The organism is Vibrio gazogenes (assembly GCF_002196515.1).
GTDB lineage: Bacteria > Pseudomonadota > Gammaproteobacteria > Enterobacterales > Vibrionaceae > Vibrio > Vibrio gazogenes_A.
The window spans coordinates 549137-571377 of sequence record NZ_CP018835.1; the positions used below are offsets into that span (position 1 = coordinate 549137).

17 protein-coding genes and 1 riboswitch are annotated in these 22241 nt (G+C 45.9%); of the genes, 12 read left to right on the top strand and 5 right to left on the bottom strand.

Annotated elements, in window-relative coordinates:
• Positions 1–124: 124 nt before the first annotated feature.
• Positions 125–1897: an aspartate--tRNA ligase gene (gene aspS, locus BSQ33_RS02445; RefSeq protein ID WP_088134506.1), complete on the bottom strand. Its 1773-nt coding sequence runs from the start codon at positions 1895–1897 to the stop codon at positions 125–127.
• A 355-nt stretch (positions 1898–2252) separates the two neighbouring features.
• Here aspS and BSQ33_RS02450 point away from each other — a divergent pair, with 355 nt between their 5' ends.
• From BSQ33_RS02450 to BSQ33_RS02490, 9 genes are all read left to right on the top strand, one after another.
• On the top strand, positions 2253–3125 hold the full coding sequence (locus BSQ33_RS02450) for a DUF72 domain-containing protein (RefSeq protein ID WP_021019707.1): 873 nt from the start codon (positions 2253–2255) through the stop codon (positions 3123–3125).
• A gap of 102 nt (positions 3126–3227) precedes the next feature.
• A complete protein-coding gene (gene cmoA, locus BSQ33_RS02455) occupies positions 3228–3956 on the top strand; it encodes a carboxy-S-adenosyl-L-methionine synthase CmoA (protein ID WP_021019706.1) in 729 nt (242 codons plus the stop codon).
• A 120-nt stretch (positions 3957–4076) separates the two neighbouring features.
• Entirely contained in the window at positions 4077–5048 is a 972-nt protein-coding gene (gene cmoB, locus BSQ33_RS02460) for a tRNA 5-methoxyuridine(34)/uridine 5-oxyacetic acid(34) synthase CmoB (RefSeq protein WP_021019705.1), read from the top strand.
• A 106-nt stretch (positions 5049–5154) separates the two neighbouring features.
• Positions 5155–5952 (top strand): RimK/LysX family protein, encoded by a 798-nt coding sequence (locus tag BSQ33_RS02465; protein ID WP_021019704.1) that lies wholly within the window; start codon positions 5155–5157, stop codon positions 5950–5952.
• Between the two features lie 20 nt (positions 5953–5972).
• Positions 5973–7484, top strand: a complete 1512-nt coding sequence (locus BSQ33_RS02470; protein ID WP_021019703.1) for an inactive transglutaminase family protein — start codon at positions 5973–5975, stop codon at positions 7482–7484.
• Positions 7481–8461 (top strand): alpha-L-glutamate ligase-like protein, encoded by a 981-nt coding sequence (locus tag BSQ33_RS02475; protein ID WP_027694095.1) that lies wholly within the window; start codon positions 7481–7483, stop codon positions 8459–8461. Before BSQ33_RS02470 ends, BSQ33_RS02475 begins: the two co-directional genes overlap by 4 nt.
• Before the next feature lie 195 nt (positions 8462–8656).
• Positions 8657–9619, top strand: coding sequence for a glycosyltransferase family 2 protein (locus BSQ33_RS02480; RefSeq protein ID WP_027694094.1), 963 nt, complete (start codon positions 8657–8659; stop codon positions 9617–9619).
• Positions 9585–10013: a GtrA family protein gene (locus tag BSQ33_RS02485; protein ID WP_021019700.1), complete on the top strand. Its 429-nt coding sequence runs from the start codon at positions 9585–9587 to the stop codon at positions 10011–10013. The genes BSQ33_RS02480 and BSQ33_RS02485 overlap by 35 nt, the downstream gene beginning before the upstream one ends.
• Entirely contained in the window at positions 10003–11382 is a 1380-nt protein-coding gene (locus BSQ33_RS02490; RefSeq protein ID WP_088133185.1) for a hypothetical protein, read from the top strand. The genes BSQ33_RS02485 and BSQ33_RS02490 overlap by 11 nt, the downstream gene beginning before the upstream one ends.
• An 85-nt stretch (positions 11383–11467) precedes the next feature.
• Here the strand turns inward: BSQ33_RS02490 and mukB are convergent, their stop codons facing one another.
• The 4 genes from mukB to cmoM are packed head-to-tail and all read right to left on the bottom strand — an operon-like array spanning position 11468 to position 18765.
• Positions 11468–15922: a chromosome partition protein MukB gene (gene mukB, locus BSQ33_RS02495; protein WP_088133186.1), complete on the bottom strand. Its 4455-nt coding sequence runs from the start codon at positions 15920–15922 to the stop codon at positions 11468–11470.
• Positions 15919–16650, bottom strand: a complete 732-nt coding sequence (mukE, locus tag BSQ33_RS02500; protein ID WP_021019697.1) for a chromosome partition protein MukE — start codon at positions 16648–16650, stop codon at positions 15919–15921. Before mukE ends, mukB begins: the two co-directional genes overlap by 4 nt.
• Complete coding sequence (gene mukF, locus BSQ33_RS02505) at positions 16628–17971, bottom strand: chromosome partition protein MukF (protein ID WP_088134507.1); 1344 nt, start codon at positions 17969–17971, stop codon at positions 16628–16630. The genes mukE and mukF overlap by 23 nt, the downstream gene beginning before the upstream one ends.
• A 14-nt stretch (positions 17972–17985) precedes the next feature.
• Positions 17986–18765: a tRNA uridine 5-oxyacetic acid(34) methyltransferase CmoM gene (gene cmoM, locus BSQ33_RS02510; protein ID WP_021019695.1), complete on the bottom strand. Its 780-nt coding sequence runs from the start codon at positions 18763–18765 to the stop codon at positions 17986–17988.
• A gap of 87 nt (positions 18766–18852) precedes the next feature.
• Between cmoM and elyC the strand changes: the two genes are divergently transcribed.
• From elyC to BSQ33_RS02525, 3 genes are all read left to right on the top strand, one after another.
• Positions 18853–19683, top strand: coding sequence for an envelope biogenesis factor ElyC (gene elyC / locus BSQ33_RS02515; protein WP_198298137.1), 831 nt, complete (start codon positions 18853–18855; stop codon positions 19681–19683).
• 559 nt (positions 19684–20242) lie between these two features.
• A complete protein-coding gene (gene purR / locus BSQ33_RS02520) occupies positions 20243–21253 on the top strand; it encodes an HTH-type transcriptional repressor PurR (protein WP_021019040.1) in 1011 nt (336 codons plus the stop codon).
• Positions 21254–21395: 142 nt separating this feature from the next.
• Positions 21396–21481, top strand: a riboswitch (cyclic di-GMP riboswitch).
• Positions 21482–21610: 129 nt separating this feature from the next.
• A complete protein-coding gene (locus tag BSQ33_RS02525; protein ID WP_027694000.1) occupies positions 21611–22201 on the top strand; it encodes a TfoX/Sxy family DNA transformation protein in 591 nt (196 codons plus the stop codon).
• Positions 22202–22241 lie beyond the last annotated feature (40 nt).

Sequence of the window (22241 nt, forward strand, 5' to 3'; positions counted from 1 at the left end):
TTCCTGTGTTCATTACCAGACAATCTCTATATACAAAAAATTGCCTATACAACTTGTTTCTTTTTTGAGCGCCGAATACGAAAAAGGTGGCAATCAGCCACCTTTGTTACATCATTCTGCTTAATCAAACATCTTCCGCTTTAGCGCGTACAGCAATCGCCAGCTCTTCAAGTGCTGCAGGATTTGCTTCGCTTGGTGCTTCAGTCATCGGGCAAGCGGCCGCGGTGGTCTTCGGAAATGCAATCACATCACGAATATTTTCAGTGCCACACAGCAACATGACCAAGCGGTCAAAACCAAAGGCTAAACCAGCATGAGGCGGTGTACCGAATTTTAGTGCATCCAACAGGAAGCCGAACTTCCGGCGCTGTTCATCTTCTTCAATCCCTAAGATATCAAACACAGCGGTCTGCATTGCAGAGTCATGAATACGCACTGAGCCACCACCGACTTCATAGCCATTCAAGACCATGTCATAGGCATTTGAGTTTACATTGGCCGGATTGGCTTTCAGTTCATCAGCTGTGACACCTAATGGTGAAGTAAACGGATGGTGCATCGCATGAAGTTGCCCTTCATCGTCTTCTTCAAACATTGGGAAATCAACGACCCATAACGGTGCCCAGGCAGACTCATCTGTCAGGGATAAGTCTGTACCCAGTTTTAATCGCAATGCACCCAATGCTTCTGACACAACATTGACTTTATCGGCACCAAAGAGAATGATATCGCCGCTTTGAGCCTGCGTGCGTTCCAGAATCGATTCAATCACAGATTCAGACAAGAATTTAGCCACAGGAGACTGAATGCCTTCCATACCAGCTGCACGGTCATTGACTTTCAACCATGCCAATCCTTTCGCACCATAGATAGAGACGAATTCACCGTACCCATCAATCTGTTTACGCGTCAAGCTTGCGCCACCCGGCACACGAATCACGGCAACCCGACCTTTGGCATCATTCGCAGGCCCGGAGAAGACTTTAAACTCGACCTCTTTGACCAAATCGGCAATATCGACCAATTCCAGCGGGTTACGCAAATCAGGCTTATCGCTACCGAAGCGACGCATCGCTTCACTATATGGCATCACTGGGAATGCGCCTAAATCGACATCAAGCAGCTCTTGCCACATCTCACGGACCATTTTCTCGGTCACGGCACGCACTTCGTCAGCAGTCATAAATGATGTTTCAATATCGATCTGAGTAAACTCAGGCTGACGATCCGCTCGTAAGTCTTCATCACGGAAACACTTCACAATCTGATAGTAGCGGTCAAATCCTGACATCATCAGCAATTGTTTAAACAACTGTGGTGACTGAGGCAACGCATAAAATTTACCTTTATGAACCCGGCTCGGCACAAGATAGTCGCGCGCCCCTTCCGGGGTGGCTTTCGTCAAGACCGGTGTTTCGATATCGAGGAATCCCTGTCCATCGAGGAAGCGGCGCACAAAGCTGGAAGCACGAGCACGCAATTTGATGCGGTCACTCATTTCCGGACGACGTAAGTCCAGATAACGATATTTCAAACGCTGTTCTTCAGAGTTTTTCTGATTAGAGTCTAATGGCAATACATCAGATCGGTTGATAATTTCCAGCTGAGTAGCAAGGATTTCGACTTCTCCGGTTGCCATATCGCGATTGATCTGAGTGTCCGGACGTGCTCTGACTTCACCGATCAAACGAATACAAAACTCACTACGCAGTTGGTTCGCAACCTCAAAGACATCTGCCATATCAGGGTCAACAACAACCTGAACCAGTCCTTCACGATCTCGCATATCAATAAAGATCAGTCCGCCCAGATCCCGACGACGATTCACCCAACCACAAAGTTCTACATTCTGCCCGACAAGGGACTTGTTTAGGTGACCACAATAATGGCTACGCATAATGAGTTTCCCAATTTCCAATAACTGATTCAAATCTTCACTGCCCGCTTGTATATCCAGACCAGCGGACAACAACAAAATATCCTAAATAACCGTGCGACTGTTCAACCAAGCTATTCAATCAAGTAATTGCGACATACAATGCCGAATCAATATTTGCTAATAACGTTGCATTGGATCTCGCAGTATTTGATGACTTGGTAAACCTTGAAGATCATCACTGCACCCATGACTCAGTCGCAATCGTCACCGTGTACGTGTATAACGGTGTAAAGAAATAGGCGCTGATTATAGCGCTAAAAGACCGGCTTCTTCAAAACGATATCGCGCATTTGACACAATTTAAATTGAAAAAATGACAAACACACTTCCTATTCGACTCGGGCTCACGCTCTGGTCACACCCACAATGGCAGCAAACCCTGTACGGGCGAGGAACGGCCGTGTCCGAGAGACTCGAAAAATATGCTCAAGTTTTTCACACTGTCGAAGGGAATACAACATTCTATGCATCCCCTTCTCCGTCAACGGTTGCCAACTGGAAAGCAGCCACTGGGCCAGACTTCAGGTTTACCTTTAAATTACCCAAACAAATTACACATGAATTGATGTTGAAAGGCTGTGAAGACTTACTAAACCATTTCATGCAGTTAATGTCACCCCTTCACGAACGGGTTGGTCTATGGACGATTCAGCTCCCCGCAGCGTTTAGTCCGGCACACCTTCCTGCGTTACAGCGTTTCTGTCGTTATTTCCCGGCTGATTACCCCTTGGGTGTCGAAGTCCGCCATCCGGCATTTTTTCACAAAGGCCCCGAAGAAAAACAGTTTAATCAATGGCTGGTCGAAACTCAGACGGATCGAATCATCATGGATAGCCGCCCCGTGTTTTCAGCACCACCGGATAATGATGTGATCATCGATGCACAAAAGAAAAAACCTCGGGTTCCCGTCCATGCCATTGCAACGGCGAATCGTCCGATGGTTCGTTTTATCGGCCATCCGGACATTGCGGAAAATGATGGCTTTTTCGCGGCTTGGCTCCAAAAACTCCCAACATGGGTCGCACAAGGCAAACAGCCCTACCTGATGATTCATACACCGGACAACCAATTGGCTCCTGAGCTGGCGCAGCGCCTTTATCAGCAGTTGCAACAGCATCTCGCACTGCCTGAGCTCCCTTCTTTTCCCGGAACCGCTGCCGATAACCACCAGATCAGCATGTTCTAATCCACTCATGATGACAATCACTCGGTTATTGCATAAAATACGCCCCTTTTCTTGGTTCCGTTCGCAATGGGCGGTTTGTCATAGAGATATCACGAGGCTTACATGAGTCATAAAGACACCATCTATTCAGCACCGATTCAACAGGTCGGAGACTTTACATTCGATGAGCGGGTTGTTGAGGTCTTTCCTGATATGATTCAGCGTTCCGTTCCCGGTTACAATAATATTATTTCTACAATCGGGATGCTGGCTGAACGCTTTGCCAAACCCAATACCAATATTTATGACCTTGGCTGTTCTCTGGGTGCGGCAACGCTCTCGATGCGTCGCCATATTCATCACGAAGGTTGCCATATTATTGCAGTCGATAATTCATCAGCAATGGTTGAGCGCTGCCGTATGCACATTGAGGCTTATCGCTCCGATACACCGGTTAAGGTGATTGAAGCCGATATCCGAAACATTGAGATCAGCAACGCCTCTATTGTTGTACTGAATTTTACCCTTCAGTTTCTTTCTCCGGATGATCGCAGCCAATTGTTAGAAAAGATCTACCATGGGTTACGTCCGGGCGGCATTTTGATTCTGTCTGAAAAATACAGTTTTGCAGACACAACAACCAATGATCTACTTATCGATTTACATCACGAATTCAAACGTGCCAACGGCTACAGTGAGTTGGAAATCAGTCAGAAACGCAGTGCGATTGAGAACGTCCTACAACCGGATACCATTGAAACCCACAAAAATCGTTTCGCCCAAATTGGTTTCAGTAGTTTTGACGTTTGGTTCCAGTGTTTTAACTTCGGTTCAATGTTTGCTATCAAATGATGTTTGCCGTTCAAATAAAGTGGACAACGACCATCGTCCACGCAACATCTGGCGGAACAGTCCCTTTCTCTGCTGAGAATATTCCCAGTTTTATTTTTCGTTCGCAGGATACTCGATTCAATGTTTAACTTTGCTAATTTTTATCAGCTCATCGCGCAAGATCAACGCCTCCAGCCATGGCTGAATGTTTTACCTCAGCAACTGACGGATTGGCAAAACGATTCGCACGGAGATTTTGAGCGCTGGCTCCGATCATTGAATAAGCTCCCGACTTTTACCCCTGATCAGGTCGAACTAAAAACTGAGGTTGCTATCCAGAATCAGACGCCCTTGCCAACCGGAGAACAAAAGAAACTGGAAAACCTGCTGAAAACATTTCATCCGTGGCGAAAAGGGCCTTATCACATTCACGGTATCCATATTGATACGGAGTGGCGTTCAGATTGGAAATGGGAGCGTGTTTTATCGCATATTTCTTCGCTGAAAAACCGAAATGTGCTCGATGTTGGCTGCGGTAATGGCTACCATATGTGGCGGATGTTGGGAGAAGGTGCTCGTCTTTGTATTGGTGTCGACCCATCTCACTTATTTCTGATTCAATTTGAAGCAATACGACGGTTAATGGGCAATGACCAGAGAGCCCATCTATTACCATTAGGTATCGAAGCGCTTCCCAAACTGGAAGCATTTGATACGGTATTTAGCATGGGTGTGCTGTACCACCGTCGTTCACCGTTGGACCATTTGTTACAGTTAAAAGATCAACTGGTTGCGGGCGGAGAATTGATTCTGGAAACGCTGGTTATTGAAGGGGATGAAAACGCGGTGTTAGTTCCGGCAGATCGCTATGCGCAAATGCGAAATGTGTACTTCTTCCCTTCGGCGCTGGCATTAAAAGTGTGGCTGGAGAAATGTGGATTTATTGATGTCGTCATTGCCGATGAAAACGAAACATCGACAGAAGAACAGCGTACAACCTCATGGATGACACATAACTCATTACCTGACTATCTTGACCCGACAAATCCGAAGAAAACAATCGAAGGCTATCCAGCACCGAGAAGAGCGATTCTGATTGCCCGTAAACCATAATTGACATACATCTAACGCGCAATATAAAAATTCAGAGTACGCTAGGTCTTGGAAATCACTAGTGAATGCTTTTATCAATCATAACAACTCAAGAATTAGGTTACTCATGTTTAAACGACTTGCACTTGTGGCCGCAATATCCACACTAGCGGGATGCGTCACAACAGAGGAAAGAAGCTTACATCAACAGACAATCGCGGCAATTCATGGTTCAGAAAGCAATATTAACCAACGTCTGACCAATCTGGAGTTGCAATCCAGTAATCAAGTCGATTACATCGATAGTTTGGAGAATGAAGTTTCTTCTTTAAAACAGCAAATACATAAACTCAATCAAAATCACTATCAGCATTCATCACTGCAGGAGATTAACTCAACTCAATCACTGCAACATCTCGCTTCATCTGATCCTGTGCCGGCAAATAAGGTCGTTCTTGGTCAAGTTGAGCGAATCAGTATCGAATCGATCAAACAAACATTCGATGCCCGGGTTGATACAGGCGCTGCAACCTCTTCTCTTGACGCAACCGATATCGAAGAGTTTGAAAGAAATGGGAAAAACTGGGTTAGATTTCATTTATCTGGCCGAGATGAACACGATACGGATAAAACAGCAGACAAGAAAAATGCTGACAACAAAGCCGCCAAAAAAGAAGCCAAGGACAACTGGATTGAAGCCCCGGTATTACGTTATGTCAAAATTCGACAAGCTTCGACATCGGAAACCGAGCGACGAGCCGTTGTTGAATTATGGATAAATGTCGGGAATATTCGTGAGCGGACAGAATTTACCCTTGCCGATCGCTCCCATATGTCACACCCGATTTTATTGGGACGTGAATTCCTTCGCGATATTGCGCTGGTGGATGTGAGTAAAAAGTACATTCAATCCACGGCCAAATAATTATCTGGTGAGTATTGATCATGACCTCCCGAATTCCATTTTATATTTCAATCATCCTGCTGATTGCGATCGGCATTTATTTAAGCATTTTTCGCCATCAGGTTTATGGTGTTCCCTGGACACCCGGTGAAACCAGACAGGTCTGGGAAATTGAAGCGCGCATTCAATTTAATGCACAGGGCAAAGAAGCAAAAGTTTCCCTTGCCGCGCCATACACGCAAGATGGATTCACGCTGATTAGTGAATCCGCATCTTCACCGGGGTATGGGGTATCTTACCTTGAATCGACTCCGGGTAGTCGTCGGGCTGAATGGTCGATTCGTCGAGCCAGTGGTCCACAGACTATCTATTATAAAACACAGTTTCTTGTTGACCCTGAGGCCAAATCACGTCCCGAACCACCCCAAGGCCCGGTCGATCCCCCGACGTTCGATAGTCCCGAAGAAGCAGCGGCTGTTTCCCTGATTACTCAGGCAAATGAACGCTCAGCCGATGACATTTCGTTTACCAGAGAGCTCATTAAGGCTCTGAATGACGAAGAAAGTCAGAACGCGCAACTCTTGTTGAATCAAATGACCAAATATAAAGCGACGCAAAAGATGCTTTCATATTCAGGGATTCCCAATAAGATTGTTGGTGTCCTGCAACTGGAAGATGGTCGTCGTCGTCAGAGTATAGAGCCAATGAATGAAGTCTGGGACGGGGAACGTTGGATCGTCTTTAATCCGGACACTGGCAAACAGGCCAACCATCCGAACTTGTTAGTATGGGATGAATCTAATGTCTCTTTGCTTGATGTGGTCGGCGGTAAAAACAGCCGGGTACAGTTTAGTATGATTTCCCGCGAGGTTTCACCGCAGGAAGCCACCAACAGCAAAGTCAATTCGGACGGATTACTTAATCTATCGATTCATAGCCTACCGTTAGAAGAGCAAGCGATGTTTAAAACCATCATGTTGATTCCTATCGGTGCCCTGATTGTGGTCTTTCTTCGCGTCATTATCGGACTCAAGACATCCGGGACTTTCATGCCAGTTCTTATCGCTGTGGCATTTGTTCAGACGCAATTGCTCACAGGTATTATCGGTTTTCTATTAATTGTGGGAACAGGGTTATTTATCCGAAGTTACCTGTCCAAACTCAACCTGTTACTGGTTGCCCGAATATCGGCCGTTATCATCGCTGTAATTCTGATGATTTCGCTCTTTACGGTGCTCTCCTTCCGGCTGGGGATTACCGAAGGACTCACAATTACGTTCTTCCCGATGATTATTCTTTCATGGACCATTGAACGAATGTCGATTCTCTGGGAAGAAGACGGTGCCAAAGAAGTCTTCCTGCAAGGCGGTGGGTCGCTGTTTACAGCCATTCTCGTTTATCTGGGAATGACGAATTCATATGTTCAGCATCTCACGTTTAATTTTATCGGGTTACAGCTCATTGTGTTGGCACTCATTCTATTGCTGGGAACTTATACTGGCTATCGTGTCAGCGAATTAAAACGCTTCAAACCTCTGGTAGATGAACTATGATTTTCGAAAAATATACCTCCCCTTTTCGCTTAAGGCATAAGGGGATTCTGGGGATGAACAAGCGTAACCATAGCTATATTGGTCGTTATAATGATCGCTCTAAATATCCCCTAGTTGATGACAAGCTTCAAACCAAAATCATTGCCGAAAAAGCCGGATGCACCGTGCCCCAGCTTATCGGTGTGATCCGCAACCAATCTGAAGTCAAACAAATACATCAACTGGTTCAGCAATGGCCAAGTTTTGTGATTAAGCCTGCCCGCGGTAGTGGCGGTAAAGGGATTTTGGTCGTGACTTCCCATCAGAACGGTGTTTATGTCAAACCCTCCGGTGCAACATTAAGTGCTGAAGATGTGGAAAGACATGTCAGTAATGCGCTCGCGGGCCTCTTTTCCCTCGGGGGGAAAAATGACGTGGCTATCATTGAGAATCTGATTCAGTTTGACGACTGCTTCGACGGCTTCAGCTATGAAGGTGTACCGGATGTTCGGGTCATTGTGTTCAAAGGCTACCCAGTCATGTGCATGATGCGTCTTTCCACACGGGCATCGGATGGAAAAGCGAACTTACATCAGGGCGCGGTTGGTGTAGGGATTGATATTGCGACCGGTCGTGCGGTACGAGCTGTTCAGTTTGGACAGCCCGTCACCCATCATCCCGATACAGGACGAGCATTAATTGAACTGGATGTACCTCACTGGCAACGCCTGCTTGAACTTGCCGCACGCGCATGGGAAATGACGGGTTTAGGCTATATCGGAACCGATATGGTACTGGATAAAAATAAAGGCCCGATGGTATTAGAGCTCAATGCCCGTCCTGGTCTTGCCATTCAAATCGCGAATGGTGCAGGTTTGCTCCCCAGACTCAGACATATCGAACATATTGGCTCACCTGAATTACCATTAACCGCTCAAGAACGCGTTGAATATTCCATGCAGCACTTTGCGGCGACATCACAACATTTAACCCAATAAACTCAATACCACCGCCCCCGATCCTATCTGCATACTATCGTGATAGAAAGCTCAAACGAGATAGTATCAGGGGGCATACGACATCTCTTCAAGGCTGCCGATCTTTTCACTTCACTTTGTCATGATTTTTACATTCGCTTGCTAGCCTGATTGCATGTCGTTATCCATGATGGAGCAATGTGACAGACTATGAATATGAAAAAGAAAATATCCGTGATCGTTCCCTGTTTCAATGAAAGCGAAGTGATTGACTTCACTGTCAAAGAACTAATTTCCGTCACCAATTCAATTCCCGACTACCGTTTTGAGCTGATTTTTGTCAATGACGGTAGTTCGGATAACACTGAACAACAGTTACTGGCACATAGCCGCCGATATCATCAGGTGAGCCTGCTCTCTCTTTCACGTAATTTCGGTCATCAGCAAGCCGTGACTGCGGGGCTCGATGCCAGCACCGGCGATGCAGTGGTATTGATTGATGCCGATTTACAAGACCCACCAAAGCTCATCGAGCAAATGATCGCTAAATGGGAGGAAGGGTATGATGTGGTCTACGGTACACGTGATCACCGGGAGGGCGAATCAGCCTTTAAACTTGCTTCAGCCAAGCTATTCTATCGAATGCTTAACCGCTTATCAGAAGTCCCGATTCCACTCGATACCGGCGATTTTCGGCTCATGGACAGACAAGTTGTTGATCAACTGACAGCTATGCCGGAAAAAGCGCGTTTTATCCGTGGCATGGTGAGCTGGGTCGGTTTTAACCAAACATCGATTCTTTATGAACGTTCGTCCCGTTTCGCCGGAGAATCAAAATATCCATTGAGTAAAATGCTCAAATTCGCATTGGATGGCATCCTTTCCTTTTCTGTGAAACCCCTGAAATTATCTATCATGATGGGATTCCTGTGCTCCGGTGTTGCCTTTGCCATGCTGATATATTCGATTTATGTTCGGATGATGACCGACCACTGGGTTTCCGGCTGGACGTCGTTATTCGTCGCGATCCTGTTTATTGGTGGTGTACAGTTAATTTCAATTGGCATACTCGGTGAATATATCGCTCGTATTTACAATGAAGCGAAAGGTCGCCCGCTTTATATCCTGAAAAAAGGAAGAGCTCTTGAATCTACCAAGAAACATTCCGTGGCTAAATAACCGGATTCGCCCCGAATTCCAGCAAACGCTCCGCTTTGCGCTCGTGGGCGTCTTGAATACCGGGGCGAGTTATATCCTATTCGTCATTCTATACCAGCTATTGGGTTATTATATTGTTGCATCGGTTCTGTCTTATGCAGGCGGAATGCTCATCAGTTTCATACTGAACCGAAGCTTTGTGTTCAAAAGTACCGCGAGGCGTGGTCAGTTACTACCATTCTGTCTGATCAATCTATCATCACTCGCCTGTAGTACCTGTGTGTTGTATCTGTTGGTCGAACAACTCGCAATGTTTGTTTATTTTGCACAGGTTATTGCTATCGGTGTGTCAATGACCATCAACTACCTTGGTTATCGCACCGTGTTTTCTTCTCGGAGGACAAATGATAAATAATCATGCTTCATCCCCCTCAATGCCATACCATCCGTTCGATACTGTCTCACTGCTAAAATGGGGCATGTTGGCATTTGGTCTGATATGGACCGTATTCAATTTACATGAATCGATGTTAGAAAATGTGGCACATGATGCGCTGCCTTACATGGACAGTTATGTGTCTAAATTTGTCTCTGAAGGGCGTTGGGTTAATTTCGCTTTATTCGACACGTTACGCCTCGTCCCTGCTGTGGCTGCCGGTATCTTATGTAATGTGTTTATTTTCATTTTTGGCTATCAGGTCGCCATGGGCGTCAGGAAAGATCGCTGGCTCGCCTGCTGCTTTGCACTGCTGGTTATCAATGTTCCCTATTTCACCATGTTGTTCAAATGGCCGATGACCCTGATCCCCGGTACCTTAATGCTGGCATTGTTTAGTTGCATCAAAGACCGCTATTCTCGTCCGGTGATTTTGCTCATGTCAGGTATCTTGTTGTTTGCAACCTATCCTGCATTCTACTTCTTAATGCCTTTACTCTTTATCCGTCAGTTGAATGAAGAAAACTTCCGCAGTCTGCTGCAATTTCTGTGTCTCTGGGTTGTCGGTTACGTCCTCGGCTACGCTGTCGCAAATTTAAGTGTTTATGGCTATACCCTGCTCCAGAACGGCACCGGTCACTTTATTGAGTTTGTGTCGTGGCGGAAATCAACACCATCGACGGATATCAGCGGTATTATCGCCAACATTGCGAAGAGTGCGGGAAATTTTGAACGCAATGCCCGTTATCTGGCAGCGTTGAGTCCGTTGTTCTATATTCCGGCCGCCATTACTTTGCTCTGGGCACTCAAGCATCATCTGAAATACACGTTGGTGGCTCTGCTGGTGGTCTTTTCCATCTATGCCAGCGTGATTCCGCTAGGCGTGAAAGTACCGCTTCGCTCCGGAATTACCCTACCTCTGGGAATGGCGATGCTGATTTTGTTGGTCCCTCACTTCTGGTGGAGAGCCCTGCTGTGGGTAACATTATTTGTCCCGTTTGCCTGGCAGATGCATCAATATAACTATGGTTATAACGAAAAAAGAATTCTGTTTGCTGAAATGGTGACGGAACATGATGTCCACAATTATCTGCAACAACCACAGCAGTTCAGAAAAATCATTGTCAGCGTGGATGAAACCAAGACCAGTGCTTACTTCTACAAACTCACCGGTTCTGATGCATTTAAGAATTTATCCAACCTGAGACTGCACTATATCAAGCCTTATCTGTATCAATACGGCTGGCATGATAAAGACATCATTGTTAAAGATGTCCCGAGAGCACAGGTTCAGGGAGAAGCAACGCTTGAAAAGCAAGGTGATCAATTATTGGTTTCTATCGATTAAACCGATATATCGTCATCTCAAACGAAAAAAACCATCTGTTTTCAGATGGTTTTTATGATTTGCACAGTAATAAATTCAGCGAACCTCAGGATGCTTCTGCCGTCAGATCATCGGATTCAGCCGCATGATTCTGACCGAATCCACGCAAACCAACGACATGCACATGTTCATGGTTTTTGTGAATCTTCCGCACCAATTTATAGGTGGTGCCTTTTTCCGGGCTGATATTTTCCGGAGCGGCAATCAACAATTGCATATCTAACCGATCACACAACTCAAATAGTGTTGAAATCGATTTGCCATCAAGACGCGCAGCCTCATCGAGGAACAAGAGACGACACGGGACGATATCTTTACTGCGCAGCCGACGGGATTCTTCCTCCCAGCTCTGCACGACCATCAATAGAATCGACTGACCAGTCCCGATCGCTTCCCCTGTCGAGAGCGCACCAGATTCGGCCTGTAACCAACCATCAGCGCCCCGGTTTACTTCAACATTCAGTTCCAGATAGTTCCGGTAGTCAAGTAACTCTTCCCCTAAAACCTGAGGTGAACGTTGCCCCATATCAATATGCGGATTGACCCGCTGGAATAATTTCGCCATCGACTCTGAGAACGTATAACGCGAGCTATTGAATAAGTCTTGATGCTGCGCTTGTTGTTCCGATAATCCGGTCAGTAACATTTCATGGCTTTCGCGCACTTTGACATTCAAACGCACACCATTCACCTGACCAAAGTGGATATTAGACAAACCTTGGTTCAGCATCCGAATCCGGTTTTGCTCACGTTGAATGGTCTTGAGAATAATGCTGGCGACCGACTCAGAACTGATTGCCAAACGTGACTCTCGCTGGGTCAACTCTTCCGTCAACCGGCCAAGTTCCACTTCCATTTCTTCAATCGCTTCAACCGGGTCATCGGTACGAATAATATCCTGACGAATCCGTTCACGCAGATGCTGATACACTTCGATATAAAAGAGCACCTTACGCTCCGGTCTGGCATTATCCTCAGACTGACGTAAAGCGTCTCTCAGCGTATCATTATCGGCCACCGCCAAACGCAGAGAACCTAATGCTTTATCGGACATGGAACGCAGTTCACTAGCTGACAAATAAGCCAGTTCCCGTCGATGTAACCGTCGCTCAACATCGTGCTCCCGTGCCAATCTCAGCACCGAGCACCATCCGGCTTTGGCATTCACAATAAACGTTCTGAGCTCACGATACTCTTTTTCAACCTTCTTCAGTTGCCGGCTCAGCGAGGTCATTTCCATTTCGGTCGATGTCCGCGTTCTCTCCAGCTCACTCTGCCGTTGTCGAGATACATGTAAACGCTCATAAAGCTCATTCTTACGGCTTTCTGCACGTTCCAGTGCACTCGCATCAGTATGTACACCCAGTTCTTGTAACTCTTGCTCAAACTCCCGCACGGTTTCGAGTTTTGACTGATGTGCACTCTTAAGTGAGGCCAGTACTTGGTTGTACTGACTGACCTGCCCCTGCCGCTGTTTGAGCGTTTCTCTTACCGCACTACGTTGTGACTCGGCCAGTTGTAATTTCTCTTTCAGCTGCTCACTCAGAGCATCGCCCTGATTGACCAATGCTACGGCATCGGAATACTGTAGATGATGGCGACGCTCAATCAGATCTGAGATCGCAAAGATTTGGGTTTTCACCTGCTGCAACTGTTGATCTGCCTCATGATACTCACTTTCCAGTGCGTCAAACTGCTCCGGATCGTTTTCGAGGGCATTGATACAATGACTCAATTGCTCAATGGTCGTACCGTGTTGCGTTAAAAAGCGTTTGGCCTCGTCCAGCTCCGCAAGTCTTTCTTCAATCTCACCGGCTTGATCCTGTAATGTGTCATCAGCCAATAAGTGAACAAATGGGGCAACCTTTTCAAGGCTTGATAACGCGTTTTTACTCTGTTGTTGTCGCGTCTGTAATTGCTGTTCCTGATGGGTCAACTCAGTCAAAGAACGACTAAACTGATTTAACTGTTCACGGCATGTCTGCAGTGCCTGTTCCGGGTCGGCTTCAAATACGGTTGTCATATGTGAAGCAACAAAAGCCTGATAGGCCTGATACAAACGTTGGCACTTTTGAGCATCAAATGACGCTTTGGCATGCAGCTCAACAATGTCGTCCCGCTGCGCCCGCAATTGTTCCAATCGCTGCTCTCTTGCAGCCCGGCCAAATAAAGGAATCTCAGGGAAACGGGAATAACGAATCTGACGGTCATTCAGGCGAACACATACCGCACCTTCAAGCTCATCGGCATCAAACGAACTGTCATCAAAAGCATCGACATCCCCTTCAATGATGTATACATCTTCAGGACAATCATCCAACTCGGCTAAACGCGCCTGAATTTCTGACAAATCAGAGACGACGATGGCATGTCTGGCAGGGCCGTACATCGCACTAAAATAAGGTGCGTCTTCCAGCGTAATATCATCATAAATTTCAGATAACAACATACCGCCGAGTGAGTCAGCCAGTGATTTTAACCGCGCATCATTGGCCCCTCCGGGAGAAGCCAGACGTTCAATGTCTTGCTCAAGATTGTGACGTTGTAATGCTAATTTTTCTTTCTCTGATGTCTGCTGTTTTTCTCGTTCCAGCGTATGCTGCATATGAGAAAATACAGCCTGTGAGTTTTCCAGCGCTTCACCGCTCTGTGCTCGCAAATCATCTAACGCATTACGCGCAACAATCCATTGCGGTGCAATTTGTTCTAATCGCTGAATTTGTGCCCGGACATCTTCTTGATTGCGGCGTAAATCACTGCGAGATTCCCGCAGTGCGATCAGCTCTTCTTCGACAACATCCAGCACTTCTTGATGCTTCTCACGCGCTTCATCGATCGCGGATTCATCCTCAAGACTTTCCTGATGTTCCTGTTGGTAGGCCTCTGCCAGTGCGACGATATGATTCTGCCGCTCTAATTGACGGGAGACTTCACCTTGACGGGTATACCACTGGTTTTCCTGAGCAATCAATTGGTTGCACTGTCGCGATTTTTCAATCAGTGACACACCGTGCCCATAGGCGGTTTGGCGAGTCACATCACCGAGTACGGATTGAACTAACTGAAATGCCTGCTCAAACTGAGATGCGACAGCGGCCGACATATCCAGACGATGTTTCAGTTGCAAAACTCGTTCAGTCATCTCGTGTTGTGATTGGTTCAACATCTGAATTTTCTGCGATGCATTTTCAGCCGTCAGACTTTCATCACCCAGGGCTGTTTTCGCTTTTTCGAGTGCCTGAACGGCTTGCTGATACTGGAGTGCTCTGGTTTGTTGAACATCGAGTGCCTGCTGATAATCAGCCAGTTGCGACTTCAGGCTATCGACTTCATCTTCTAGAATCGTGGCATTGTACTCAGCTTCATGCGTCTGTTCCTGCGCCTCCTCAACCACCATCAGTTGTTCTTCTAGTCGTTCATTCAGCTCTTCCAGATCGTCTCGGTAACGCTCAATTTTTTCCTTTTGACGCAAAGCGTTATGAACCAATTGCAAATAATCAGATGCACTTTGGTGATCTTGTTCCAGTGCCGATTCATGCGCTGTCAGTTCATCCAGTTCCTCTTTCACACGTGTAAGCAACTCACTTTGCGTGACTAAGGTTTGCTGCGCACCAAACAAGGTCTGGCGGAATGTCAGTGCCTGTTCAACTTTACTACGGCGCTCATTCGCATGACGCATGTAATCAGACGCAACATAGTTGGTTGATTCAGTAATCAGGTGCTTGAACAAATCCCGATCCGCTTGGGTGGTTTTGATCGCTTCAAGCGTCATCCGGTTTTCCCGAAGTGCCGCTTCCATATCTTGAAACGCTTTTTTCACCCCACCATTTTGCGGCAACAGATAGTCTCGCAACGAGCGCGTTATCGCACTGGAAATCCCGCCATACAAGGATGCTTCAATCAAACGATAGAATTTAGAACGGTCACTGCTTGACCGCATTTTCTTCGGGATGACGCCAAATTCAAACATCTGGGTGTGATAATCGACCACTGAGCTAAATGTTTTAAACTGTGTCCCTTCCAGGCCTGCGACAGCCTCTTTCACTTCACTGACGGTTCGAACCCGTGCCTGCTGATCGGAAAGTGTTTCAATCAAAATATCAGTGGGTCGGATATGGCTGGGGATTCCCTGCACCAAAAACGGTTTGATATCGACTTTTTTATCCCGACCGGCAACCTGTTGTAACCTGACAGCAAACAATACTCTCTGTTTACGTGAGTTGACCACGTCCAACGCTGCATAACAGGTGCCGGGTTGAAGCTTACCGTGTAATCCCTTGTCTCTCGATGACTGAGAACTACCCGCTTCAGTAGTATTACGAAAATGCAGCAGGCTTTGATCAGGGATCAGTGCGGTGATAAAGGCCGCCATTGTGGTTGATTTCCCCGCACCATTTCCGCCGGAAAGCGTGGTGACCAAATTATCGATATCAAACGTACGGGCAAAAAAACCGTTCCAGTTGATCATGGTCAGCGATTGATACTTACCTCTTTCAATCATGCTTCACCTTCAAATCCTGTTAATGCTTCTGATGAGGTCGCTTCTGCTGCTGCCTCATCGGTATCTTCCGCCACTTCATGAACGTCTTGGCCAGGAATGACCGCTTCACCGTCACGAATCAGTCTCAATTGTGCTGCTTGCATGTCATCACCGACACGGACATCGGCACCAAAACGGAACACCGCTTCGGTAATCCGAAATTTTTCACTTTCTCCCAGAACGACCAGCATGCCCATCCGGCGCAGTTTTCTTAAGGACGTTCTGACTTTTTCAAATAACTTTTCCCGATCCAGATCCGACCCACCGGCCCGGAAAGTCACCAACCGCATTAGCTTCTTCTCATCGACCAGCGTGAGTAACTCTTCATACAATTCCTGGTGTGTAAAAATCCCTTCATGGGCCAGTCGTTCAGGACTGAGATATAAAAAGCAAAGCACCTTGCCGACCAACATATCGAGTTCGGATAATACGCTCCGGTTAAGCAGTGATGTGGAACGCGGTCTTAAATAAAAGAAACCTTCGGGGGCACGTACCAGCTCGGTATTATAACGCTGATAGAATTGGGCCAGCTCAGGCTCAAAATCAGACAAAAATGTGTGATTATCCATATCTTCACCGGAAACATGCCTGCCGGCACGCAATAAACTATCCAGTGCCGGAAATAACGGATTGGAAAGTGCTTTAACCAGTTTCTCTGGCATGTATTCATTCATATCTGTCGATGACATTTGCTTGTACCTTTGCACCAAATTCATTGATTGCCTGCCAATCCGGTTGAATCGCCTGATAATCAGACGCTGAATATCCTAACCGGACGGCCTGATCGACCACGATTCTGGCTAAATCAAAATGATGCGTTTTTGGATGTTCTGTGAGGTAATTCTTTAAAATGGTGCCGAGATCAATCGGTGTACCTTGCTCTTTATGCACGATCAGCATCTCACCGATCTGTTCTGCCAGTACATCGTTGACCTGTTGAAACTCTTCGTATTCAACATCTTCGGGGACTTGTCCGGTCACTTCATCGTCACGGAGAACCAAGGCTTCATCTCGCATATCCATGAAGCGCTCAGCATCGGCAAAAGTGAGGAACCAAGGGGCCTCGAAGTAATCGTTCATCGATTGACGTAAACGCTGACTAAACGCTCGGTTTTGGTCCATATCAATCGCGGTCCGGATGAATTTATGCACATGTCGGTCGTAACCGATCCATAAATCAATAGCCTGTTGACCCCAACTGATAATTCGATCGAGTTTGAGCTGCAACTGAAATAATGTTTCTTCAATAAACGTCAGTCCGGATTCACCATAAACACATTCCTGAATATCAAGGATCTGTGTCTGCATTTCATCACCGGCAGTCTGGAGCGTGTCTTGCAACTCTTTTAACGTCGATGATGTCTCTGACAAGAGCGATTCACAATTCTGAATGGCATCACGCCAATCTTTGTTCAACAACTGGGCAATCTGTTCTTTGATCTCTTGTTGTTGCTCGTCCATCACCCGTTGATTGAGATCGATCTGATCAAAAATCTCGCCCACGGAATATTTTAAGATGCCATAAACATTCTTTTGCCAGTGAGATTCCGTACCACCTTTTTCAGCCGCTTCTTTGGCTTTTGCCATTTCATCCGCAACAATCGACAGTTGAATCGACAGTTTCAGTTTCGAAAACTCACGATGGCGCAGGTAATAATCTGTGATGCCAATCGCCAACGGTGATAATCGATAGATACTCGCACCATCGGTCACTTCACTGGTAAAACGTCGGATAAGCCGCTGATGAACCAATTCATTGATCGCATTATTGGCCCGAAATGCAGATGCTTCACCGGTTTCATCAAATAACCGTGTGACGATCGCAAATGCATCATGTAATTCCCCTTCACCGAGTTCGTCATCAAATCGATCCCGACTCAATACGGCTATCGCAATCAAAAATGCGAGTCGCTCGGTATCCAGATTGAGAGACAAGTCATGCTGCCTGACCCATCCAACCAATTCATCGATTGGTTGTACTTCGGCTTGTTGCGCCAATTCGTCTATCATTGTTTCCATCATTTTTACTTTTTTCTGGCCCATACATGAATGTAACGACCCAGAGATAAATAAGGCTCTTGCCGACATAATTGCCTTTCAAGCGCCAGTACATCTTCTTCAGTGTATTCCCCCATATTCTGACGATTACCAATGTAATCACTGAACGAGCGAATACCGCTTTTGCCTTCAATACTGAATCCACAAGCTTCTATCCATTGATAGACATCCTCTGGATTCAGGCCTTGCTGTGGCTGCAACTTAAATCGTTTGCGATATGGCATACCATCTAATACATGAGGAATATTCCCGCATATAACATTTTTTAGAACTAATCCGTGATGATTGTAAAACATGATAGACGCAATGCCACCGCTTCGAACCTGAGTCAGTAGTTTTTCCAGCGCATCCTTCGGATCGGCCAACCACTCCATCACGGCGTGAAACATCAAGAAGTCAACCGGATCAGTGAGATATTGTTGCATATCCTGCACTGCCGCATGGACAAAGCGATACTGCGCAAGCAGACCTTTTTTTTCAATATCGGTCTGCGCCAACTGCAACATTTCCGAAGAAAGATCACATAATGTCACCTGATGTCCCTGCATCGCGAGCCGCTGCGATAGCTGTGCCAGCCCACCACCGGCATCCAGAACCGAAAGTGGCAGCTGTTCCGGAGGAAATGATGTTAAAATAGTTTGAATATCTTCCCACACGATGGTCTGACGGATCATACCTTTGTCAGAGCCATATATATTTTTTGCAAATTTGTGGGCAATATCGTCGAAATTGCGATCTTCAGTCACAGTAGCTTGAGTTATGATAACGAATCATGCTGCTATTCTGTCATAGGAATGGCAGGAATAAAGAGGATTATTCGTTTTTAATCTCAATTGCTGTTTTTTCGGACTATTTTTTATATGTTTGAGCTTAAAAAAATCATAGCTGCATTAATGATGCCCCTTCCCGCCTTACTCATCATTGGTTTTATTGGCCTCATGATGATTATGTTTTCAACAAAAAGGAAAACCGGTTGCCTGATTGTTCTATTCTCCTATACGTTGCTGTTTCTAGCATCATTTCAACCCGTGTCAGATCGTCTTCTCGCACCATTGGAACGTAAGTATTCAGCCTTTTTACCCGTTGAGGGTAGCATTGACTACATCATGGTTCTCGGTAGTGGTCATATCGTCGATGATCAACTCCCACCGACATCTCAGCTCAGTCGCTCAGCGCTAGTACGACTCACCGAGGGGATCCGGATTATGCGGATGTATCCGGGCTCTCGCCTGATTCTTTCCGGATATGCGGGTGGTACCCGATTCAGCCATGCTCGGATGTTAGCAAGAGTGGCCTTATCTCTCGGCGTGGCAAAATCAGATATCGTATTGCTCGAAAGTGCCAAAGATACGTGGGAAGAAGCCCAGTTAGCCGCAAGTTTTGTCGGACCACGAAAGTTGGTGCTCGTCACCTCTGCCAGTCATATGGATCGCGCATTGCACGAGTTTCAATCTGCCGGACTCAATCCGATCCCGGCACCGACCAACTACCTGTCCTATAAAAATATAGCGCAACCGTGGATAAAATATGCCCCTAAGGCGATTTATCTCGAACAAACAGAAAAATATTGGTATGAGACATTGGGAAGGTTTTGGCACTATTTGAAAAACTGGGTTGCCAATCAGGAAGCGACCGTTGCTGAACCATCGAAACAAGAGCCGTAGCATCATGTTAGCTCTTCATGTGGATCGATGATTCAGCCGTTGAGTGGAATGAGTGTTTCATTTTGATTGCTATTACTGAATCAGCAGTCTAAAATTCGCGGTTAAAGCATATTCTATACTAGGGGCTGTTGACCTTTCGTGGTTGAATTTTGTTCAATCTGAACGGGTATTGATCGCGGCGCGCGGCATACCGCTTAGTATCCTAAGCAAATGACCCGCAACAAAGAGCAAGACACGTTCAGATGAACCCTCTGGGCAGCATTTGTCGCTCATTTATCCAGCGTTAGGTCATGGTTCATGTAGAGCGCTACACTTCACATGACCTGCCTTGACTAAATGCACGACAAACTGCTGCAAAAAACATCACGAAAGGTCAACAGCCCCTAGACAAAAACCGCTAGATTTAGCGGTTTTTGTCCTTATTGCAGAATAACCTTAGAATGTCATTTCTATGCGGGTTATCCGGTTATACAAATAGATAAAATCTTCATCACTAAACATTCAATTGTAATTTGCTCCGGATTGCTGGATCTTCAGCATAAGCGACAGGACAATACCTATGGCTACGATAAAAGACGTTGCCCGCTTGGCGGGAGTTTCAACAACAACTGTTTCACACGTAATTAACAAAACTCGATTTGTGGCAGAAACGACCCAAGAAAAAGTCATGGAAGCCGTGAAAACACTGAACTATGCACCAAGTGCTGTGGCGCGGAGTCTAAAGTGCAACTCTACGCGAACAATCGGCATGTTAGTCACTCAGTCTACTAACCCATTCTTTTCTGAAGTCATTGATGGTGTTGAAAGCTATTGTTATCGACAAGGCTACACGCTCATCTTGTGTAATACCGGTGGTTTATACGAAAAACAACGTGACTACATCCGGATGCTGGCTGAAAAACGGGTCGATGGCATGTTAGTCATGTGTTCTGACCTGACTGCCGAGCTTCTGGAAATGCTAGAAGCCTATAGTGATATTCCGAAAGTCATTATGGACTGGGGCCCTGAAAGCTCACAAGCTGACAAAATCATCGATAATTCAGAAGAAGGTGGCTACCTTGCAACCAAGTATCTCATTGATAAAGGTCACCGCGATATTGCTTGTTTAAGTGGACATTTATCAAAAGCTGCTTGTCAGGAACGGATCCAAGGGTTCTACAGAGCCATGGCAGAAGCAGGTTTGACCCCGAATGAGAACTGGATTCTGGAAGGTAACTTCGAATGCGATACCGCGGTCTTGGCTGCAGACAAGATTATTGCGATGGACGAACAGCCCACTGCCGTTTTTTGCTTCAACGATACAATGGCTTTAGGGCTGATAAGTCGCTTACAACAGAGAGGCATCAAGGTGCCTGAAGATATCTCGGTGATCGGTTACGACAATATTGAGATCTCTGAATATTTTTCTCCGCCACTGACAACCATTCACCAACCAAAACGTCGGGTCGGGAAAAACGCTTTTGAAATCTTGTTAGAACGAATCAAAAGTAAAGAACATGAACGCCGTACCTTTGAAATGCACCCTGAAATTGTGGAACGCAATACCGTTAAAGATTTAAATAAAAAATAACACAAAATTAACATCCCGTTGGAGGGTGGTCATTCCTCCAACCACTTTCTTTCTATTGATAACATTTATTAATTGGACTAGAATCACACATTGTGGAGTGATTATTAGGATATTCACTTCATAATTCCGTACTGGAAAAGTGTCACGCACAGGGCAAACCATCTGAAAAGATGGGACGCAAAGCCTCCGGCCTAAACCATTAAGATGATAGGTAGCGGGGTTACCGATGGCAAAAATGCATTTCATGTTCGTCAATCATTTGACGTTCTGTTAACATATATTCTGCATTCTTTTGCTACATTCTCGGACCTGACTTTGGTGGCGTATTCATTTAAAAATACACCGAGACGTAAAAGCATGGATAAACCAATTCTTAGAGATTCAATGCGGCTTTTTGAACAATTAGGCCGTGTCAAGTCACGCTCAATGTTTGGCGGATTTGGAATTTTCGTCAATGACATCATGTTCGCACTTGTCGTTCAAGATAAACTACATATACGGGCAGACAGTCACTCACTGGAAACATTTAAAGCAAAAGGTTTTGAACCTTATGTGTATACAAAACGTGGGTTTCCTGTTGTAACGAAGTACTTTGCACTTCCCGCAGACTATTGGAATGATGTAGATACAATTTTCAATATTGCGAAACAAGCCTATTTGAACGCAAAAAATGAAAAAACGACCCATGTCGAGACGAAACCACAACGATTGAAAGATCTGCCTAACCTTCGCTTAGCAACCGAACGGATGCTACGTAAAGCAGGGATTAATTCCGTTGAAGAGCTTCATCAGAAAGGTTCTCTCAGCGCATATAAAGCAATCATAAGCTCTCATCCTTCTACACAACCGCCATTAGAACTCCTATGGGCATTAGAAGGTGCAATTGAAGGAAAACACTGGTCCGTGATTTCTCAAGCAAGACGCGACGAGCTAGCTCGGCAAATTTAATTTGCTGAATAAGCTTTCTACTCTCGTATACATTTTCAAC

Excerpts from the sequence above, each read along its gene's own strand:
- aspS (WP_088134506.1), bottom strand. The coding sequence starts at position 1,897 with ATGCGTAGCCATTATTGTGGTCACCTAAACAAGTCCCTTGTCGGGCAG.
- BSQ33_RS02450 (WP_021019707.1), top strand. The coding sequence starts at position 2,253 with ATGACAAACACACTTCCTATTCGACTCGGGCTCACGCTCTGGTCACAC.
- cmoA (WP_021019706.1), top strand. The coding sequence starts at position 3,228 with ATGAGTCATAAAGACACCATCTATTCAGCACCGATTCAACAGGTCGGA.
- cmoB (WP_021019705.1), top strand. The coding sequence starts at position 4,077 with ATGTTTAACTTTGCTAATTTTTATCAGCTCATCGCGCAAGATCAACGC.
- BSQ33_RS02465 (WP_021019704.1), top strand. The coding sequence starts at position 5,155 with ATGTTTAAACGACTTGCACTTGTGGCCGCAATATCCACACTAGCGGGA.
- BSQ33_RS02470 (WP_021019703.1), top strand. The coding sequence starts at position 5,973 with ATGACCTCCCGAATTCCATTTTATATTTCAATCATCCTGCTGATTGCG.
- BSQ33_RS02475 (WP_027694095.1), top strand. The coding sequence starts at position 7,481 with ATGATTTTCGAAAAATATACCTCCCCTTTTCGCTTAAGGCATAAGGGG.
- BSQ33_RS02480 (WP_027694094.1), top strand. The coding sequence starts at position 8,657 with ATGAAAAAGAAAATATCCGTGATCGTTCCCTGTTTCAATGAAAGCGAA.
- BSQ33_RS02490 (WP_088133185.1), top strand. The coding sequence starts at position 10,003 with ATGATAAATAATCATGCTTCATCCCCCTCAATGCCATACCATCCGTTC.
- mukB (WP_088133186.1), bottom strand. The coding sequence starts at position 15,922 with ATGATTGAAAGAGGTAAGTATCAATCGCTGACCATGATCAACTGGAAC.
- mukE (WP_021019697.1), bottom strand. The coding sequence starts at position 16,650 with ATGTCATCGACAGATATGAATGAATACATGCCAGAGAAACTGGTTAAA.
- mukF (WP_088134507.1), bottom strand. The coding sequence starts at position 17,971 with ATGATAGACGAATTGGCGCAACAAGCCGAAGTACAACCAATCGATGAA.
- purR (WP_021019040.1), top strand. The coding sequence starts at position 20,243 with ATGGCTACGATAAAAGACGTTGCCCGCTTGGCGGGAGTTTCAACAACA.
- BSQ33_RS02525 (WP_027694000.1), top strand. The coding sequence starts at position 21,611 with ATGGATAAACCAATTCTTAGAGATTCAATGCGGCTTTTTGAACAATTA.